This is a genomic window from Marixanthomonas spongiae, assembly GCF_003095375.1.
GTDB classification, from domain to species: Bacteria; Bacteroidota; Bacteroidia; order Flavobacteriales; family Flavobacteriaceae; genus Marixanthomonas; species Marixanthomonas spongiae.
In genome coordinates this window covers 322,708-342,039 of record NZ_QEHR01000004.1, presented here as the reverse complement: position 1 = coordinate 342,039, position 19,332 = coordinate 322,708, and the positions used below count along the sequence as shown (strand labels likewise).

The 19,332-nt window shown below is 40.5% G+C and carries 14 protein-coding genes; 7 read left to right on the top strand and 7 right to left on the bottom strand.

Annotated elements, in window-relative coordinates; all coding sequences use genetic code 11:
* The first annotated feature begins 62 nt into the window (after positions 1-62).
* From DDV96_RS07975 to DDV96_RS07960, 4 genes are read left to right on the top strand one after another with little or no spacing between them, the layout of a single operon-like run.
* Positions 63-1,655 (top strand): ATP-dependent DNA ligase, encoded by a 1,593-nt coding sequence (locus DDV96_RS07975; protein WP_116694278.1) that lies wholly within the window; start codon positions 63-65, stop codon positions 1,653-1,655.
* Positions 1,652-4,111, top strand: coding sequence for a ligase-associated DNA damage response DEXH box helicase (locus DDV96_RS07970; protein ID WP_116694224.1), 2,460 nt, complete (start codon positions 1,652-1,654; stop codon positions 4,109-4,111). Before DDV96_RS07975 ends, DDV96_RS07970 begins: the two co-directional genes overlap by 4 nt.
* Entirely contained in the window at positions 4,108-4,743 is a 636-nt protein-coding gene (gene pdeM, locus DDV96_RS07965; RefSeq protein ID WP_116694223.1) for a ligase-associated DNA damage response endonuclease PdeM, read from the top strand. Before DDV96_RS07970 ends, pdeM begins: the two co-directional genes overlap by 4 nt.
* Before the next feature lie 38 nt (positions 4,744-4,781).
* The gene (locus tag DDV96_RS07960; protein ID WP_116694222.1) at positions 4,782-5,582 is read left to right on the top strand and encodes a tryptophan-rich sensory protein; all 801 of its coding nucleotides are present in this window, start codon (positions 4,782-4,784) and stop codon (positions 5,580-5,582) included.
* Positions 5,583-5,643: 61 nt separating this feature from the next.
* Here the strand turns inward: DDV96_RS07960 and DDV96_RS07955 are convergent, their stop codons facing one another.
* Positions 5,644-6,996 (bottom strand): dihydrolipoyl dehydrogenase family protein, encoded by a 1,353-nt coding sequence (locus tag DDV96_RS07955; RefSeq protein WP_116694221.1) that lies wholly within the window; start codon positions 6,994-6,996, stop codon positions 5,644-5,646.
* 126 nt (positions 6,997-7,122) lie between these two features.
* On the opposite strand from DDV96_RS07955, the gene mfd reads away from it, so the two are divergent.
* Both mfd and DDV96_RS07945 read left to right on the top strand, forming a co-directional pair.
* Positions 7,123-10,470 (top strand): transcription-repair coupling factor, encoded by a 3,348-nt coding sequence (mfd, locus tag DDV96_RS07950; protein WP_116694277.1) that lies wholly within the window; start codon positions 7,123-7,125, stop codon positions 10,468-10,470.
* A 130-nt stretch (positions 10,471-10,600) separates the two neighbouring features.
* Complete coding sequence (locus DDV96_RS07945; RefSeq protein WP_116694220.1) at positions 10,601-11,410, top strand: helix-turn-helix domain-containing protein; 810 nt, start codon at positions 10,601-10,603, stop codon at positions 11,408-11,410.
* A 2-nt stretch (positions 11,411-11,412) separates the two neighbouring features.
* On the opposite strand, the gene cysM is transcribed toward DDV96_RS07945, so the two are convergent.
* From cysM to DDV96_RS07930, 3 genes are all read right to left on the bottom strand, one after another.
* Positions 11,413-12,297, bottom strand: coding sequence for a cysteine synthase CysM (cysM, locus tag DDV96_RS07940; protein WP_116694219.1), 885 nt, complete (start codon positions 12,295-12,297; stop codon positions 11,413-11,415).
* Positions 12,290-13,087 carry a serine O-acetyltransferase EpsC gene (gene epsC / locus DDV96_RS07935; RefSeq protein WP_116694218.1) on the bottom strand — a complete coding sequence of 266 codons (798 nt, stop codon included), beginning with the start codon at positions 13,085-13,087 and terminating at the stop codon, positions 12,290-12,292. Before epsC ends, cysM begins: the two co-directional genes overlap by 8 nt.
* A 72-nt stretch (positions 13,088-13,159) precedes the next feature.
* Positions 13,160-13,522 carry a YraN family protein gene (locus DDV96_RS07930; RefSeq protein WP_116694217.1) on the bottom strand — a complete coding sequence of 121 codons (363 nt, stop codon included), beginning with the start codon at positions 13,520-13,522 and terminating at the stop codon, positions 13,160-13,162.
* A 159-nt stretch (positions 13,523-13,681) separates the two neighbouring features.
* On the opposite strand from DDV96_RS07930, the gene DDV96_RS07925 reads away from it, so the two are divergent.
* Entirely contained in the window at positions 13,682-15,589 is a 1,908-nt protein-coding gene (locus DDV96_RS07925; protein WP_116694216.1) for a S9 family peptidase, read from the top strand.
* Positions 15,590-15,689: 100 nt separating this feature from the next.
* Here DDV96_RS07925 and DDV96_RS07920 read toward each other — a convergent pair whose 3' ends face one another.
* From DDV96_RS07920 to DDV96_RS07910, 3 genes are all read right to left on the bottom strand, one after another.
* The gene (locus DDV96_RS07920) at positions 15,690-16,595 is read right to left on the bottom strand and encodes a hypothetical protein (RefSeq protein ID WP_133240827.1); all 906 of its coding nucleotides are present in this window, start codon (positions 16,593-16,595) and stop codon (positions 15,690-15,692) included.
* A gap of 282 nt (positions 16,596-16,877) precedes the next feature.
* On the bottom strand, positions 16,878-17,492 hold the full coding sequence (locus DDV96_RS07915; RefSeq protein ID WP_116694214.1) for a hypothetical protein: 615 nt from the start codon (positions 17,490-17,492) through the stop codon (positions 16,878-16,880).
* Between the two features lie 273 nt (positions 17,493-17,765).
* Positions 17,766-19,307: a phage tail sheath family protein gene (locus DDV96_RS07910; RefSeq protein WP_240607689.1), complete on the bottom strand. Its 1,542-nt coding sequence runs from the start codon at positions 19,305-19,307 to the stop codon at positions 17,766-17,768.
* Positions 19,308-19,332 lie beyond the last annotated feature (25 nt).

The following is a 19,332-nucleotide window of genomic DNA, read 5'->3' as shown; positions in this document are numbered from 1 at the left end:
ATTGAATGTTTAAAAACATTGGCCCTCTCCTTTTTTCAAGGGGTACCAAAGTTGGAGTGGTTATGAAAAAATTTGCCCAACTCATAAAAACCATCGACAGCACCAACAAAACCAATGTTAAGGTGGCTGCTTTAACCGAATATTTTAAAATCGCCCCAAACAAAGACAAGTTATGGACCATCGCCATTTTGTCGCACCGGCGCCCAAAAAGACCTGTTAACACCACCTTGCTTCGGGAATGGGCTACCGAACTAAGCAACATTCCGCTGTGGTTGTTCGAAGAAAGCTATCACATTGTTGGCGATCTGGCCGAAACCATTGCGTTGATCCTTCCTAAAAATGAAACATCCAGCACAAAATCGCTGGCTGCGTATATTTCAGAAATACAAACCTTACGCTCCCTTCCTGAAGCCGAAAAAAAGGACTATTTACACACCAATTGGATGCGGTTGAATTATTATGAGCGCTTTGTGTTCAACAAAATAATTACCGGAAGCTTCCGTATTGGGGTAAGCCAAAAACTGATGACGCGCGCTTTGGCCAAAGCCACCGATATTGAACAAGACATCCTTGCCTACAAACTCATGGGCAATTGGACGCCCGATAACACGACATTCCAAAAACTGATTTTGGAAGAAAACGAAGAAGATTACCTTAGCAAACCGTATCCATTTTATCTGGCGTATGCCGTAGAAGACGATTTTGAAGAAGAATTGCAAGACATTTCAAACTGGAGTTTTGAACATAAATGGGACGGCATCCGGGCGCAAGTGATTCTCCGGAATGATGAAGTTTTTGTATGGTCGCGGGGTGAAGAATTGGTGACCGATAAATTTCCTGAATTTCAACGGTTTTTAGATGAAATCCCCAACGGAACGGTATTGGATGGCGAGATTATTCCCTTCGGAAAAGGAAGCATTGGGAACTTTAAAGACCTCCAAACCCGTATTGGCCGGAAAAACGTAACCAAAGCCCTGCTAAAAAAAACACCGGTTATTCTCATAGCCTACGATTTATTGGAATGGAAAGGCGAAGACATCCGCCAAAAAGCATTTGTGGAACGCAGGAAACTGTTGGACAAATTGGTCAACGAATGCGATTGCGAACGGTTTGGCTTGTATTTAAGTGAAACCATGCAGTTTTCAACGTGGGAGGCCGCCGCCAAGGAACGGAACCGTTCCCGGGAAAAGAGAAGCGAGGGATTAATGCTGAAGAAAAAAGACTCGCCCTATCTCGTAGGAAGAAAGAAAGGCGATTGGTGGAAATGGAAAGTCGATCCGTTTACCATAGACGGCGTTTTAACCTATGCGATGCGCGGTCACGGCCGCAGGGCAAACCTTTATACCGATTATACCTTTGGATTGTGGGATGGAGACGAGCTGGTAACCTTTGCGAAAGCCTATTCCGGCTTGACCGACAAGGAATTTAGGCAAGTGGACGCTTGGATAAAGAAAAATACCTTAGAACGTTTCGGCCCGGTACGCAGCGTCACCCCACATCACGTTTTTGAAATCGCTTTTGAAGGCATAGCCGAAAGCAAACGCCATAAAAGCGGGGTTGCCACCCGTTTTCCGCGTATTGTACGCTGGCGTAAAGACAAGCCTATTGAAGAAGCCAACACCCTTGATGACCTTAAAGCCTTAATTCCAAAGTGAAGAAAATCGAACTAATAGCGATTGCTGAAGATTGGTTTCATCAAAAAAACTGGAAACCTTTTCCGTTTCAGAAAAAAACCTGGCGTGCCTTTTTACAAGGTAAAAATGGTTTGTTGAACGCCCCAACCGGAAGTGGAAAAACCTATGCCCTTTGGGCGCCCATTGTTCTAGAATACATTAAAAACAACCCCGATTACAGATCAAAAAAGAAAAAAGGGATCAAGGCCATCTGGATTACGCCGCTGCGAGCCCTTTCAGTAGAAATTCAACAAGCCGCACAACGTTTTGCAGATGATTTGGAAACCGGGCTTACCGTTGGTATCCGCACTGGTGACACGCCACAAAAAGAGCGCGCAAAACAAAAGCGTTCCATGCCCGATTTGCTCATCACCACGCCAGAAAGCTTAATGCTTCTTTTGGCCAGCAAAGGTTATGCTAAGTTGTTTAAAACCCTTACAGCGGTGGTGGTCGATGAGTGGCATGAATTGCTGGGCAGCAAAAGGGGCGTACAAATGGAACTGGGCTTATCCCGCTTAAAAACAATCTGTCCCCATTTGAGAATATGGGGCGTTTCGGCCACCATTGGAAACCTGGAGCAAGCGCAACAGGTTTTGTTGGGCACCGATAAGGCATTACTTCAAGAGTCGGTATTGATCAAGGCCTCAAAAAAGAAGAAGATCAAGGTAAAATCCATCATCCCGAAAAAGATGGAAACTTTTCCTTGGCGGGGGCATTTAGGGCTTCACCTTCTGGAAGAGATCGTGCCCATCATTAAAAACAGCAAAACCACCCTTATTTTTACCAATACGCGTGGACAATGTGAAATCTGGTTTCAGAAACTATTAGAAAAACATCCCGAATTTGCAGGTGAGTTGGCTATGCACCACGGCAGTATTTCAAAAGATACCCGGCTTTGGGTGGAACAGGCCATTAGAAATGAATCGTTAAAAGCCGTGGTGGCAACTTCCAGCCTCGATTTGGGAGTCGATTTTGCCCCGGTGGAAACCATAATCCAAATTGGAGGTCCAAAAGGCGTAGCCAAGTTTTTGCAACGTGCCGGAAGGAGCAACCACCGTCCCGGCGAGGCTTCAGTCATTTACTTCTTGCCCACACACGCCTTAGAATTGATCGAAGCTTCAGCCTTGAAAAGGGCCGTGAAAGAGCGGGTAATTGAAGACAGGATCCCGTATTTGTTGAGTTTTGATGTGCTTATTCAATATTTAGTGACCTTAGCGGTGAGCGACGGCTTTATTCCTTCTGAAATAAAAAAAGAAATAGAAACAACCTTTTGTTTTCAAGGTATTACCAACGAGCAGTGGCAGTGGTGCCTCAATTTTATCACCTTGGGCAGCCAAAGCCTTCAAAATTATGATGAATACAAGCGTGTAACAGTAACACCTGAAGGTCTTTTTAAGGTAGAAAGCCGAAGGGTTGCCATGATGCACCGGCTTTCCATCGGCACTATTGTGAGCGATAGTATGTTGCTGGTAAAATATGTGAGCGGCGGATTTATAGGAACCATTGAAGAATTTTTTATCGGAAAAATGAAACCCGGCGACACCTTTGTTTTTGCAGGCCGCACCTTAGAGCTGGTACGACTTCGCAATATGGTGGCGCAAGTAAAACGCTCCAAAAAGAAAAGCAACAACGTGGTAAGTTTTATGGGTGGGCGGATGACGCTCTCTTCCCAAATGAGTGAAATTTTAAGGGAAGAATTACAGAGCGAAGCCGACCACAAATACCAAACCCCCGAATTAAAAGCATTGAAACCGTTATTTGCCCAGCAAGAAAAAGAGAGCATTGTCCCCAAAGAGAACGAATTTTTAATTGAAACGTTTAAAACCCGCGAAGGCCATCACACTATTTTCTACCCTTTTGAAGGCCGTTTTGTGCACGAAGCCATGAGCGGATTGCTAGCGTACCGCATCAGTTTGTTGAGTCCCATCACCTTTTCGTTAGCGTATAATGATTACGGGTTTGAGCTCCTGAGCGACCAACCGCTGGATGTGCAAAACGTGATAGACAACAACTTGTTCAGTACCCAGTATCTGTTCAGCGACCTGCAAAAAAGCATCAATGCTACGGAGTTGGCGCGACGGAAATTCAGGGATATTGCCGTAATCAGCGGGTTGGTGTTTCAGGGCTACCCCAACAAAATGATCAAGACCAAGCATTTGCAGAGGAGCAGCCAACTGTTGTTCGATGTGTTTCGGGATTACGAAGCCGATAATTTGTTGTACCAACAGGCTTTTCGGGAAACGTATGAGCATCAACTGGAAGAAGGCCGGCTGCGATTGGCTTTGGAACGCATAACCAATCAAGAAATCATTTGGAAAAACTGCAAAAAGCCAACCCCCTTCAGCTTCCCAATCATCACCGATAGGTTGCGGGAAAAATTGTCTTCGGAAAAATTGGCCGACCGCATAAAAAAGATGAAATTGAAACTGGAAAAATGATGCAGCAAATAACCATACACGATGAACATTTCAGTTTAGACCCCACGGGAGCTATCTTTTGGCACGAACAAAATATGTTGATGATAGCCGATGTGCATTTCGGAAAAGTAGCGCATTTCAGAAAATATGGTGCCGCAGTACCTTCACGTGCTTCTTCGGCAAATTATAAAAAGTTAGCAGAAGCCATGGAGCGCCACAACCCTGATACCATTTGTTTTCTGGGCGATTTGTTTCACAGCACGCTCAATAATGAATGGCGACTTTTTGAGACTTGGGCAAAAAACACAATGGCAAAAATCATTTTGGTAAGCGGGAACCACGACATTATTTCACCTCACAAATTTGAAGCTTTAGGTATATCGGTTTCAGAAGGTCTAAAGATAACATCATTTCTTTTAACCCATCATCCCACCGAACGTGAGGGTTATTTCAACTTTTCGGGGCACATTCACCCGGGCATCAATATGCAAGGAACCGGAAGACAATCTATTAAATTGGCTTGTTTTTATAAAAAAGAACACCAGTTGATTCTTCCTGCCTTCGGAAATTTCACCGGAAAATATATTTTGCACCCTTCGGAAAAAGACACGGTCTATGCCATTGTGGATGGCGAAGTGATTTGTGTGTCGTAACTTTAAAAAAGGTTTATTTTAATTATATTTATTGAACTATGAAAAAAACACTCCAAATTGCCAACATACTTGCTTTTATAGCCACCGTTTTTGTGAACTACCTTTCCAATACCGGTGCGATGAACGATACCACCATTGGTGAAATATCGGCAATCATGCCCAATTTGTTCACTCCGGCGGGCTATGCGTTTTCCATTTGGGGCTTTCTTTATTTATTGCTGCTGGGATTTGTTATTTATCAAAGCCGAAGCCTTTTTACCACGGTTAGGAACGATGCTTTTGTACTGAAAACAGGCTGGTGGTTTGTATTGTCTTGCGTGGCCAATATGTTATGGGTTACGTTCTGGGTGTACGGTTATACCAGTTATTCTATCATCGCCATTTTTGTGCTGCTTTTTTCGTTGTTGAAAATCGTGATGAACAACCGCATGGAACTGTGGGATGCGCCAATCTCGGTCATTGTGTTTTTATGGTGGCCTTTTGTTTTTTACAGCGGATGGGTAACCGTGGCCAGCATTGCCAATATAGCTGCGTACTTAAGCAGTATCGGTTGGACTGGATGGGGAATTTCCGAAACCTCTTGGACAGTTATAATGGTCATCATCGCCGGTATCATCAATCTCGCTGTAACTTGGAAACGCAATATGCGTGAATTTGCCTTGGTGGGCGTTTGGGCTTTGGTAGCCATTGCCGTAGCCAATTGGGACAGCAACCAAACAGTTGTTTACGCAACCTTGATAACAGCCGCTGTTTTATTTATAAGCAGTGGTGTGCACGCAGCTAAAAATAAAGACACAAGCCCCGTTCAGAAATGCAGGGAGTATTTTGGGAAGAGCTAAGGCAAAAAATAATTTCGTTTTTTCGACTTCAGCTTCAACTTCGATTTCAATTTCAATGGCATCAAACCATCCCCTTAATATCGTTTCCCCAGGTTGGGTAGGCAAAAATCATCCTTTTTAAATCTTCGGGCTCTAATTTTCCGCACATGGCAAGTACAAACAGGTTAATCATTTCGCCGGCTTGGGGTGCGATAATGTGTGCGCCCAAAATCAGGTTTCGTTTTTTATCCACTATGGTTTTATAGGCGTAGGTTTTTGCGTTAATGCGTTTGGCGTTAAACCAAGAAGGTACGCTTTTAGACTCCACCACAATGTCGTACCCTTGTTTTTTAGCTTCTTCTTCAGTCAAACCAATAGCAGCAACCTGTGGCAATGTAAACACTACGGAAGGCACCGGTGGAAAGTCCATTTTCAACACGTTATTTTTTCGAACATTTTTTGAAACCACCCGCGCTTCCTGTGAAGAAGTAGGTGTTAACGGCAACGAACCACTTGCCGAAACATCGCCACACGCATACACCGATGGATTGGTGGTGCTTTGAAGAAATTCATTGACTGAAATACCTTCTTTTTCAAAAATGACATTCCCTTTTTCTAAATCCAATTCGGCTATGGAAGGCACACGGCCTGCGGTATTAAAAACAGCTCTTCCTTTTACCGAACTTTCTTTTCCGTTCTTCTGAAAAATAACCCGATAATTCTTTTGCAGTTTTTCCACTTCGGTCACTTGTGCGTTGAAAATAAAGTCAATTCCCAATTTCTTTGAAGCTTCCGTGAGGTGATTCACAATGTCTTCATCAAAAGGCGACAACGGTCTTGGGGCAAATTCGACCACGGTAACTTTGGCGCCACAGCGGGCGGCGATGTGGGCAAATTCCATCCCAATATAGCCGGCACCTACGAATACGATACTCTCAGGCAGTTCTGGCAAGTCTAAAAAATCATCGCTTACTTTTAAATATTCTCTTCCCGGAATCTTTAGTTCTAAAGGTTTCTGTCCCGTAGCAATGACGATTTTTTTCGCTTTTACCGTTTTCCCTTCCACCGATAGTGTATTTTCATCTAAAAACTGAGGCGATTGGTGGTACATAGCAATCCCCGCTTCTTTTAAATCGCGTTCGGTCGCGGCAGGAACGGCATCGGTAAAGGTTGATTTATATTTTTGGAGTGCTTTCCAATTTATTTCGGGAACAGACACAATACCTTTTCCTTTTAAATTTCCAGCCAAGTGCAAAGCTTCAGTAAAACCGACCAATACCTTTTTGGGATCGCAGCCACGATTGGCACACGTACCACCAAACTCCCTATTATCGGCAATGGCAACGCTCATTCCTGCTTCAACACAATCATACGCTACGTTTTTTCCTGCTGTTCCGGTTCCTATTACAAATACATCAAATTCTTTTATAGCCATACTTTAAAAATAAACAATGAGACGGGCTATTTGTGTTATGGAAATGGTAAAGTTAATTTGTTTAAACCTACTTGGTTTTCTAAATCTTGCAGGATAGGCGGAAATTGGTTTATCTTTGCCCTTTTTATGAGCAAAACGGTTGTCCATTCACTTTTCGAACAGTCTCCCCAAACACGGAAACTAGGGGAAGCTATATCCAGTTCACAACAAAAAATTTCGGTTTCAGGCTTAGTGGGATCCGCTACTTCTATTGTTATTTCTGAAGTTTTTAAAACTTCGGAAAAACCATTCCTACTTATTTTAAATGATAAGGAAGAAGCTGCGTACCATTTGAATGATTTGGAACAACTACACGGTGACCAAAATGTGTTGTTTTATCCAGGTAGTTATCGCCGACCCTACCAAATTGAAGAAACCGACAATGCCAATGTATTGTTGCGAAGCGAAGTATTGAACCGTATCAATTCCCGACGGAAACCGGCCATTATCGTCACCTATCCCGAAGCGCTTTTTGAAAAAGTGGTGACCCGAAAAGAACTCGAAAAAAACACCTTAAAGCTAAAAATAGGCGAAGAAGTTTCTATCGATTTTGTAAATGAAGTGTTGTTTGAATATAAATTTAAACGCACCGATTTTGTTACGGAACCGGGCGAATTTTCAGTCCGTGGCGGGATATTGGATGTCTTTAGTTTTAGCAATGACGAACCCTACCGGATTGAGTTTTTTGGCGATGAAGTGGATAGTATCCGTACGTTTGATGTAGAAACACAACTTTCAGAAGCACAATTAAAGAAAATATCCATCATCCCAAATGTGGAGAATAAAATGATGGAAGAAACGCGTGAAAGTTTCTTAAAATATATCGCTTCCAAAACTGTAGTTTTTCTGAAAAACGAAGAACTGTTAAGCAGCAGCATTACCAAATTATTCGAAAAAGCTACCGATTCTTTTAAAAATGCTTCAGGAGAAGTTACCCAAAGCGAACCAAAAGAACTGTTTTGCACTTCAGAATTATTGCGACAACAATTGAACGAATTTACAACGGTTCAATTAAAAAGTAATTCAATTTCAGATTCGACTTCAACTTCAATTTCATTCAACACAAAACCACAACCTTCGTTTAACAAACAATTCAATTTATTGATTGAAAACTTAAATGAAAACGTTGAAAAGGGCTACAAAAACTACATTTTTTGCAGTAGCGAACAACAAGCGAAGCGATTTCATGACATTTTTGAAGATGCCGAACAACACGTAAAAGAATACCAAACAGTTGTTTTTCCTTTGTTTCAAGGGTTTATCGATGACAGTCAAAAAAATGTGTGTTATACAGATCATCAGATTTTTGAGCGCTACCATAAGTTTCAGTTAAAAAATGGATACGCCAAAAAGCAGGCGATCACCTTAAAAGAATTGACCAACCTTGAGGTAGGCGATTACGTAACCCATATTGATCACGGAATTGGGAAGTTTGGCGGCCTCCAAAAAATCGATGTGGAAGGAAAGCAACAAGAAGCCATTAAATTGATTTATGGCGAACGCGATATTTTGTACCTCAGCATTCATTCGCTTCATAAAATAACCAAATACAACGGCAAGGACGGGTCTGCCCCCAAAATATACAAACTGGGAAGTGCCGCTTGGAAAAAACTAAAACAGAAGACCAAAAAACGCGTTAAGGAGATTGCCTTCAATCTTATCGAACTCTACGCCAAACGCCGTTTGCAAAAAGGGTTTGCATATGATCCCGATTCATACCTGCAAGCAGAATTGGAATCGTCTTTTATGTATGAAGACACGCCCGATCAATCTACCGCTACCGATGATGTAAAGCGCGACATGGAAAACGAACGCCCGATGGACCGACTAATCTGCGGCGACGTAGGTTTCGGAAAAACAGAAGTAGCCGTTCGCGCCGCTTTTAAGGCGGTCGATAACAACAAACAAGTTGCTATTTTGGTGCCCACCACCATTTTAGCATTTCAGCATTTTAAAACATTTACCGAGCGATTGGCTGACATGCCCGTAAACATCGACTACCTTAACCGTTTTCGAACTGCTAAAGAACGCCGCACCGTTTTAGAAGGGTTAAAAGATGGAACCCTCGATATCGTCATCGGCACCCACCAATTGGTAAACAAATCGGTTGAATTTAAAGACCTTGGGCTGTTGATTATTGACGAAGAGCAAAAATTTGGTGTTGCAGTAAAAGATAAACTGAAAACCATTAAAGAAAATGTGGACACCTTAACCTTGACCGCTACGCCAATTCCAAGAACGTTGCAGTTCAGTTTAATGGCCGCGCGGGATTTGTCGGTCATTACCACCCCGCCGCCCAACCGTTATCCGGTGGAAACGCACGTGATCCGCTTTGGGGAAGAAAGTATTCGCGACGCCATTCGGTATGAAATATCACGCGGCGGACAGGTGTACTTTGTCCATAACCGCATTGAAAACATAAAAGAGGTTGCCGGGATGATTCAGCGTTTGGTCCCTGATGCTAAAATAGGAATCGGTCACGGCCAGATGGAAGGTAAAAAACTGGAAAAGCTCATGCTTGGTTTTATGAACAATGAGTTTGATGTATTGGTTTCGACCACTATTATTGAAAGTGGGTTGGACGTTCCCAACGCCAACACCATTTTCATCAACAATGCCAACAATTTTGGACTGTCCGATCTGCACCAAATGCGCGGTCGGGTTGGGCGGAGCAATAAAAAAGCCTTCTGTTATTTTATCACACCTCCGTATTCGGCTATGACCGAAGAAGCACGAAAACGAATTACGGCTTTAGAGCAATTTTCTGAATTAGGTAGCGGATTGAATATTGCGATGAAAGATTTGGAAATCCGTGGTGCCGGAGATTTATTGGGCGGAGAACAAAGCGGATTTATAAACGAGATTGGTTTTGAAACCTATCAAAAAATCCTTTCTGAAGCAATTGATGAACTTAAAGAGAAAGAATTTAAAGATCTGTATGAAGGCACCGAACACGAAAAGAAAGATTTTGTGAAAGAAACGGTTCTAGATACCGATTTTGAATTGCTTTTTCCTGATGATTACATTAATAATATCACCGAGCGACTGAACCTCTACACCAAGTTAAATCAGTTAAAAACTGAGGAAGAACTTCAACAATTTGAAAAAGAATTGATTGACCGTTTTGGCGAACTTCCTGAAGAAGCTGTCGATTTACTGAACAGCGTCCGCATTAAATGGATCGCCATAAAAATGGGGCTGGAACGTGTTATTATGAAGAAAAACAAATTGGTCGGGTATTTTGTGAGCGATCAACAAAGTGCGTATTACCAAAGTCCGGCGTTTACAAAAGTATTACAATATGTGCAAAACCACCCACAGCGCGTAACGATGAAGGAGAAGAAAACACGTAACGGCTTACGGTTGTTGTTAACCTTTGATAAGATTACCTCGGTGGACAAAGCGCTAGAAGCGTTAACGCCTTTTAGAGAATAAACAAGTATCTTTTAAACAAGATAAGCCCCATCTATTATACAATGTCGGGTAAATGTCGGGTGAAATTCAATCGTAAAAATTGCATTATTTCCACCTTGGTTGTACTATTGTCTTATAAATTTACTCTGTTATGAAACAACCAGAATTAGGTCAAAAAATTGTTACCCTTCGTAAACAAAAAGGATTTACACAAGAAGAGTTAGTTGAAAAATGCAATATCAATGTGCGCACGATTCAACGTATAGAAGCTGGAGAGGTAACCCCGAGAAGTTATACTATAAAGAGTATTTTAGATGCATTAGATTTCGATTTAGAAGCATTTGAAAAGGAAACAGAAACAGATGTTACGTTTAATGAAACCATGCTAAGCAACTCTAAATCCTTTTTAACGCTTGCCGTTATTGGAGCAATTATTTACTTTATTATTGGTTTCCCTGAATTTGCATTAGACTGGGCGCGTTTCTTCGAAAATGAAATGATTTTAGGAAATGTAGCTTACATCAGCGTTAAATGTATAGCGCTAGTATCGTATTTATATTTTTCGATTGGGTTTATTCGCGTCGGTAAAATTTTTGAAAATAGTCTCTTGACTATTTCAACCTATGTTTTAATTGCAATGACGCTTCTATTTTATGTATACGATATATCTTCCCTCTATTTTGACGGCTTTGCAATTGAATATGTTGTCGTAATAGAATCCATTTTTTATGGATTAGGTGGTTTTCTATTTGGCTATTCGCTTCTGAAACTTTCCAAACCTTTAGGAATTGTAGCCACCGTAGCCGGTGGATTTAAAATGGCAAGTTCTGTATTTTTACTTTCAGTGTTTTTGGGATGGCTGGGCGCTTTGTTTTTAATTCCTGCAGTATTACTCGAGATTGTCTTGCTTTATAAAGTTAAAACACTTTCCAACGCAAAAAATGTTTCAGTAGCAATTTAAAATCATTCAAACAAAGGAGAAGACAAATACCGATCCCCTCGATCGCAGATTACGGCTACGATTACACCACTTTCTATAGTTTCAGCTAATTTTAAGGCTGCTATAACGCTTCCGCCGCTGCTCATTCCGGAGAAAACGCCTTCTTCTTCGGCCAAACGTTTTGCCATTGCTGTAGCTTCAGCTTCGCTCACTTCAATTACTTGATCTACTTTTTCAGGATTAAAAATTTTAGGTAAGTATGCTTTTTCCCATTTTCGAATGCCCGGTATTTTAGATCCGTCTGTTGGCTGCGCTCCTACAATTTGAATGTTTGTATTCTTTTCTTTCAAATAAGTAGACGTTCCCATAATCGTTCCTGTAGTACCCATTGCCGAAACAAAATGTGTTATTTTCCCTTCAGTATCGTTCCAAATTTCAGGGCCTGTAGTTTTATAATGTGCTTTCCAATTATCGTCATTCGCAAATTGATTAAACGAATAATAACCTTCTTCAGCTACTTTTTGTTCGGCATAATCCCGTGCACCTTCAATACCAATATCGGAAGATGTTAACGTAACTTTCGCACCATAGGCTCGCATGGTTTGTACACGCTCTTTGGTTGAATTTTCTGGCATTACTAATTCTATATTCAGCTTAAAAATCCCTGCTATCATTGCTAATGCAATACCTGTATTTCCACTCGTGGCTTCAATAAGCTTCGAATTCTTATCAATATCACCTCGATCTAAAGCAGACTTTATCATGTTATAAGCGGCTCTATCTTTTACACTTCCGCCGGGATTATGACCCTCCATTTTTAAAAGCAAAGTGATGTTTGGGTTTTTAATTAAACTTTTGGCTTCTATTAAGGGTGTTTTTCCTATAAAGTCGGTTATATTTTTAAACATTTTCAGTTGTTTTAATTTTCACTTCATTGGTGTTTGAAGCAATCGAGTTTGCAGGAACAGAGTTGGTTATCCACGTATTACCGCCTACAACGCTATCAGCACCAATGGTTGTTTCTCCACCTAAAATAGTTGCGTTTGCATAAATAACTACATTATCTTCAACCGTAGGGTGGCGCTTTACATTCCGTAAATTTTTTGCTACCGAAAGCGCACCTAACGTAACTCCTTGATAGATTTTTACGTTATTTTTAATAATTGTAGTTTCCCCAATTACTGTTCCTGTTGCATGGTCTAGAAAAAAAGATTCGCCAATTTGAGCCCCAGGATTAATATCGGCTCCTGAAATACGGTGTGCACATTCACTCATAAGCCTTGGTACTAAGGGCATTCCAAACTTATATAATTCGTGGCTCAATCGATAGATTACAATTGCATAAAATCCAGGGTATGAAAGATATACTTCTTCTATGGAATTAGCCGCAGGATCACTATCAACAAATGCCTTAGCGTCTTTATTTAATTTTTCTAATATCTCTGGAAGCATATTTAAGTACGACTCCCACAATTTCTTACAGGGTTTTTCGGGTTCCCAACAAGCCATGTCAACCAATTCTTCAAAAAGCGTTTCTAACGTATCTAAATTTTCTGAAACCAAAGTTTCCGAATCGAATAACGTACGAAACAATAATTTGGTAAATTCTTCAGTACGGTCTTTTAACCGATACTTTAAATTAGGGTTTTCTTTTTGTTGCTGAATAGCTTTAATAATATCTTCTTTCTTTTGTGTCATAGCTAGAAACTGAAATTTAGTAAGTCGAATTCCTATTTCAAAATTACAGAAATACCATTAGAAGACATCTTTTCAAAAATGATAAAACGCATTTTCAATATGCTCGATTTTCTCGGTAGTTTTATTTTTCAATACCGCAATAATATCAAATCGCACTTCTTTATGGAGGTTGTTTACAATTATATACTCATTCGCTGCTTTCACTAATAGTTTTATCTTTTTTTTAGTTACAAAACTTTGTGGATCGCCAAAAAAGTCACTGTTTCGGGTTTTAACTTCTACAATCACGATAGTATCTTCTTCTTTTTGGGCAATGATGTCTATTTCGGCTTTGTCGTAGAAAAAGTTACGCTCTAAAATTGTATAGCCATTTTTTAGCAAATGCATAACAGCTATTTCTTCGCCTATTTTCCCGAGTTCGTTGTGATGCGCCATATCTTTTCAAGATTACGACTTACAATATAACCATTAAAATTGAATGGCTTTTCCCTTGAAAGCCCGAGCAAATAAGGTTTCTTATTGTTAACTTTGTTGCTATGGTTACATTCAATAACATTTCAGAAAAAAACAATTCCACTATAAAAAAGAATAGCTATGAAAAAAGTAATCCTAATACTAAGTTTAATGTTGAGCAGTAGTTTAATGGTTGGACAGCAAACCATGACCCCCGAGCTGCTGTGGCAAGTAAAACGACTGAGTGTGATGGGGCTGGACCAAGAGGGATCAACGATCTATTTTAAAGTAAAAATCCCGAACATAGAAGAAAACGATTTTGACACCAAATACTATAAAATGCCCGTAACCGGCGGCACCGTGGTTGAAATTGAAGAAGACGATGCCAACGCAAAGAACAAAAACGTGTCGCCCAACGGCGAATACACCTTGTTCGATGACGAAGTACACATTGAAGACATTGAAGCCAAAGACGTCTATAAAAACCTGGAAGAATCTAACGCCTATATTTTTTCCGATTTAGATATCCGTCATTGGGATACGTGGCAAGATGGTAGCTACAACCACGTTTTTTACAAACCTACTGATAACGAAAATGCAACTGGCACCGATATTATGCCCAAACAACCCTATCACACGCCTCAACGTCCGTTTGGTGGTGACGAAGATTACATTTGGTCGCCAGATAGTAAAAGCATTTATTACGTGAGCAAAAAACTCAAGGGCAAAGAATACGCAACAAGCACCAATACCGATATTTACAAGTATAATTTAGACTCTAAAACCACCGAGAACATTACCAAAGACAATAAAGGCTACGATACCAACCCAGCGTTTTCATCAAATGGAGCTTTAGCGTGGTTGCAAATGAAAACCGATGGTTACGAAGCTGACAAAAATGATATTGTTGTTTTAAACAATGGTGTTAAACAAAATTTAACCCAACGATGGGACGGCACGGTTCGCAGTTTCCTTTGGAGCCAAGATGGCGATGATGTGTATTTCACTGCTCCAGTAGATGGAACCATTCAGTTATTTAAAGTGAACTATCCTGGAAAGAAACGCATAGCACCTGTTGTAGAGCAGCTTTCAAAAGGCCAATTTGATGTAACAAGCATTATTGCCCAAAAAGACAATACGCTGTTGGTTACCCGAACCGATATGAACCATGCTGCTGAAATTTTCAGTTTTAATTTAAAAGACAACACGTTTAAGCAGTTGACCAGCATCAACCTCGACCTATACAACAGCATCGATTTGCCAAAGGTTGAAAAACGAATGGTAACCACGACCGATGGCAAACAAATGCTGGTTTGGGTTATTTTACCGCCTAATTTTGATACTTCAAAAAAATACCCAACTTTGTTATATGCACAAGGTGGTCCGCAATCGCCATTATCGCAGTTTTATTCCTACCGGTGGAATTTCCAGTTAATGGCTTCGCAAGGATATATTGTGGTAGCACCCAACCGTCGCGGCATGCCTGGTCACGGTGTAGAATGGAACGAAGCCATTAGCAAAGATTGGGGCGGCCAAGTAATGAACGACTACCTTTCGGCCATTGATGAAATTGCAAAAGAACCGTATGTTGACAACGACCGTTTGGGTGCCGTAGGAGCCAGTTTTGGTGGCTATTCTGTTTTTTACTTGGCTGGCATCCACAACAACCGATTTAAATCGTTTATCGCTCACGATGGGGTGTTCGATACCCGAAGCATGTACGGTACCACCGAAGAGCTGTTTTTTGTAAACCACGATTTTGGTGGTCCATATTGGGATAAAAAAAACAAAGCGGCTCAAAAAACTTACAACGAATTTAATCCAATTACCAAAGTATCAAACTGGGACACGCCTATGTTGATCATTCAAGGCGGAAAGGATTACCGTGTACCCATTGAACAAGGACTGAGTGCTTATCAAGCTGCACAATTGTTAGGGTTAAAAAGCAAATTGCTTTATTTCCCCGAAGAAAACCATTGGATATTGACACCGCAAAACGCACTCGTGTGGCAACGGGAGTTTTTTAAGTGGTTGAAAGAAACGCTTTAACATTCAATTATAAGCTACAGCATCTTCCATAACAAAACCCTTCAAAATTTAAAACTTGAAGGGTTTTTTGGTTTATGTTAGCTGAAAAGTGGTTCTATTTTTATCGCCTCAACCACAAGGTTTTGACTTCCGATGGATTGTCTTTATCACGAACCAAAATGGTAAGGTTATATTCGCTTTGCGGAGCGCGACCGTTTTTGGTTTTTGGCTTACCGGTGTTTAATTGTTTGCTCCAACGCCCTTGAGAATTCACGCTAACAGGCGTCCAGTCCTTGATCAACCTACTTCCGGAACTGGATTGGTTGTAGTTGTTAGCCGTTTTTTGTCCGGTTTGCACCCTAATTTCAACAGTATGTCCTTTTATGGCTCTTCCGCGCACGGTAATTGGCGATGTTACTTTGGCCCCTTGATAAAGATTGCTCTCGGGATCGGTAATTTTAATCGAAGTGATTTCCTTTGGGTTGGAATATACGGTAACAGTATCGGTATTGCCCACTACGTTATCATTTTCCACCCGCTCGGCTGTAATCTTATGCGTGACTTTATCATCGGCTTCATCTACTTCTACTGAGTAAATCTTTACACCGCCCCAGACACCTTCATTGTTTGTTAGTATTTTATTGATATTTTTCCTTTTTGTGATTTCTTGACCGTATTTTTTGTAGGTTGTAGTGATCGTTACATTAACCTCACTATTTCGCTTTGCAGTTCCTTTAATAAGAAGCGGCATGTCGACAAATTCGATTTTACGGTATTTCTTCACCGGTATGGTAATACGTGTATCGGTGCTATTATTGGTAGTTGTATTGTGCTGTTCTCCGGTAATAGGATCAATGTGGCCACGGATCACTCGTTTCTTTTTAGGAACAATTTTTACTTCAGGTTGCTTAACTACCTCAATTTGTTTCATTTCCTTTTGTTTTACTTTCTTGGTTTTTTGGGCATAAAGAGGAGTCGATACTAGTAAACAGAGTAGTGCTCCTAAAAATAATAATTTCGTTTTCATGATTTGTGGTTTGTTATTGATTTTCATTAATTAACAGCTTTCATTACCATAAGATAAAATGCCTCTTAGTTAGCGACATTGAAAGCACCCTTTTAATTCATTCAAAGCTACGAAACCGCTATATGATTATTGGGGGTTTTGAGCAAACGGCAGCTTTGAATGATTGGACAGTGTGGTTTAAAGCGTGATTGCTATAAAATTTGAAGGTTTTTCAGTGAAAATGGAAGAAACTTGAATGTATTAAAACTACTTTTCCATTTACAAGACGGCGAGAACATAAAATTATTCATGCCCTATAAAAATTGTTTTAACTTGCGATCTTTCTGCCGCATCACGAATTAATATTTTGACCAACAACCTGTGACCTACGGGAGATCCACTAAAAGGTATACTCTCATCCCTAATGCCTTCAGGATCATCTACAACATAGGGAGTCCAATCTTGAACCACTCCATAATTCCCATGAATCGTTTCCCTTAGCGTTTTAATTTCTACTGTGTGTCCCCTAGTAGCTCTCCATTGTAAAATCATAAAATGTTGTATTAGAAAATCATCTGTATTTGGATATAGCATACCCGAATTTGGAAAGAGAATGGTAATTTCATTTTCTGGGGACGGATTGTATTTAGGGATTATTTCTTTGGTAAGCGGATCGATGCGAGGAAACTCTCTCTTCTTAACTTTTTCGAGTTTAATAGGTTTAACAATGTCTATTTGCTTCATTTTCTTTTGGTTCTTCACAATCCCCTTTTTTTGAGCTTTTGCCTTCTTTTGCATATAAATTTTTTCCAGTGTAGGCTTATGCATTTTTTTAGTTTTTGAGCCCTTTTGCGCATAAAATGGTATCGTTGTTAGCAAGAAGATAAATACCCCTATAAATATAAATTTCGTTCTCATAATTTGTGGTTTGTTATTGTTTTATAAGTTTTAACACCTTTTCAACTCGAAAATATAGACTTTCCATTCTTCCGAAATTTTATAAGTGTTTGATTTAAATATGGTTAAAACTACAAAATCATTATGCAGCAATTAGGACATTTGAGCAGATGGTAGCTTTTAATGATTGAACTGTAGTGCTTAAAGAGTAGCGGCCTCAAAAAACAAAGCATTTCAATGAAAGAGAAATTTGTGATCGGTTATTTACAAAAGGCTTGCTCTTAATGATTACTCCTAATTGCTGTTCATTTTTTGAGAAAACCTTAAAACAATAAACTCGGAAGGTTTCAGCGCAGCAAGGCCGATTTCCATAACCATGTTGCCTTCCTGAATATCTCTAGATGTCATGCTTTTGCCCAAACCTATGTTTACAAAAAATGCCTGTTCGGGCTTGATGCCGTTGAGTGCTCCCGACCGCCAAAGGGTTGTAAGGTAGTTTTCGGTCATTGCTTTAACTTTCGCCCAAGTTGCCGCATCGTTAGGCTCATGCGCAAAACGCTTTAGGGCATTGGTCACTGATTCTTCAATTGCAATGGCGAGTCGTTTTACAGAAACATACTTCCATTCAGGATCATTTCCGACCAAGGTACGGGCGCCCCAAACCAATACGCCCCGGCCACGAAAGCTTCTTATGGCATTTATGGATTTTCCACTGCTATGCACATTAAGGGCAGCTTGTGCATTTTTGTCGATAGTAATTTTAGGAGCACTTACTTTGTTTAAAGAAATGTTTGCCGGAGCTTTCCATACACCCCTTGAAGCATCTACCTTTGCATAAACCCCAGCTATGGCCGCACTTGGTGGCAATTCAAGCTTTTTTGCTTGAATGGTGTTTTTAATATCTCGATACGCGCTCCTATAGCGTCCGTTTTCTGTGTGGTACAACGACGCTTCTTTGTTACCAGAATTAGTCGATATCGCATCTTCAGTATGCCTTAACACTAACTTTTTGTCATTTGCCTTAAGCTTTACTTGAATTTCATCTTCAGGAATAGCGTATGTTAAGCTGGTTTTTAGCGGTGGAAAATAAGCCGCGCCGTATGCTAAGTTTTCCGTTCCCATTGAAAACCGGAACGCATTTGCAGATTTCGTAATATTATTATTCACTGCCGCTACATCACAGATAAGAAAACGATCTTTCTTTTCTGCACTTTGGGCCAGTGCTGCCTTATAAAGTTCGGTAGAATCTCCTTGATTTTTGGAGCTAATTGCATCGGGGAATAGAATCAAGGTAGGTACATCTTCGGTTTTAAGCAGTGCCAAGCCAGCCAACAACTCTTCATTTTTAATGGCGTTACCTGCTTCATCATAATGGCCCACTGAGGTTATAAAGCAATCACGCCCTCCGTTGGCAAAAAACAGTTGCAGCATGTAATACATTTTGTATTTTGGGTCATTATCTATAGCTGGGGCACTTACCGACCCGTTCCTGTCTATTTCAAACTCCCCGATATCTTCGGCCGAGGGACCGCCATACAGGTTTTTATAATCGGTCATGGAGCTTATCTGCGTAGGCTCTTTAGGCCCCTTCTCGGTATAGCCTATAAATGCAGGGACAGCTGTTTTTACTTGAGTTATTGAAACTGGGGCAGTAGCGTTTTCATCGATGTAAACGCCCGGTAAGGTATGTTGTTTTTTTGTAGCGGGTTTTTTCTTGTTATGGATCCTAACCCCTTTTTTGGCCTTTTCTTTGGATGGATTCTTTTTTACCTGTGAAAACACAGAAGAGGTACCAATAGAAAGAAACATAAAAACAATAACAAATAGCTTGTTCATAATAATCCGTTTTATTTTTTGCTGT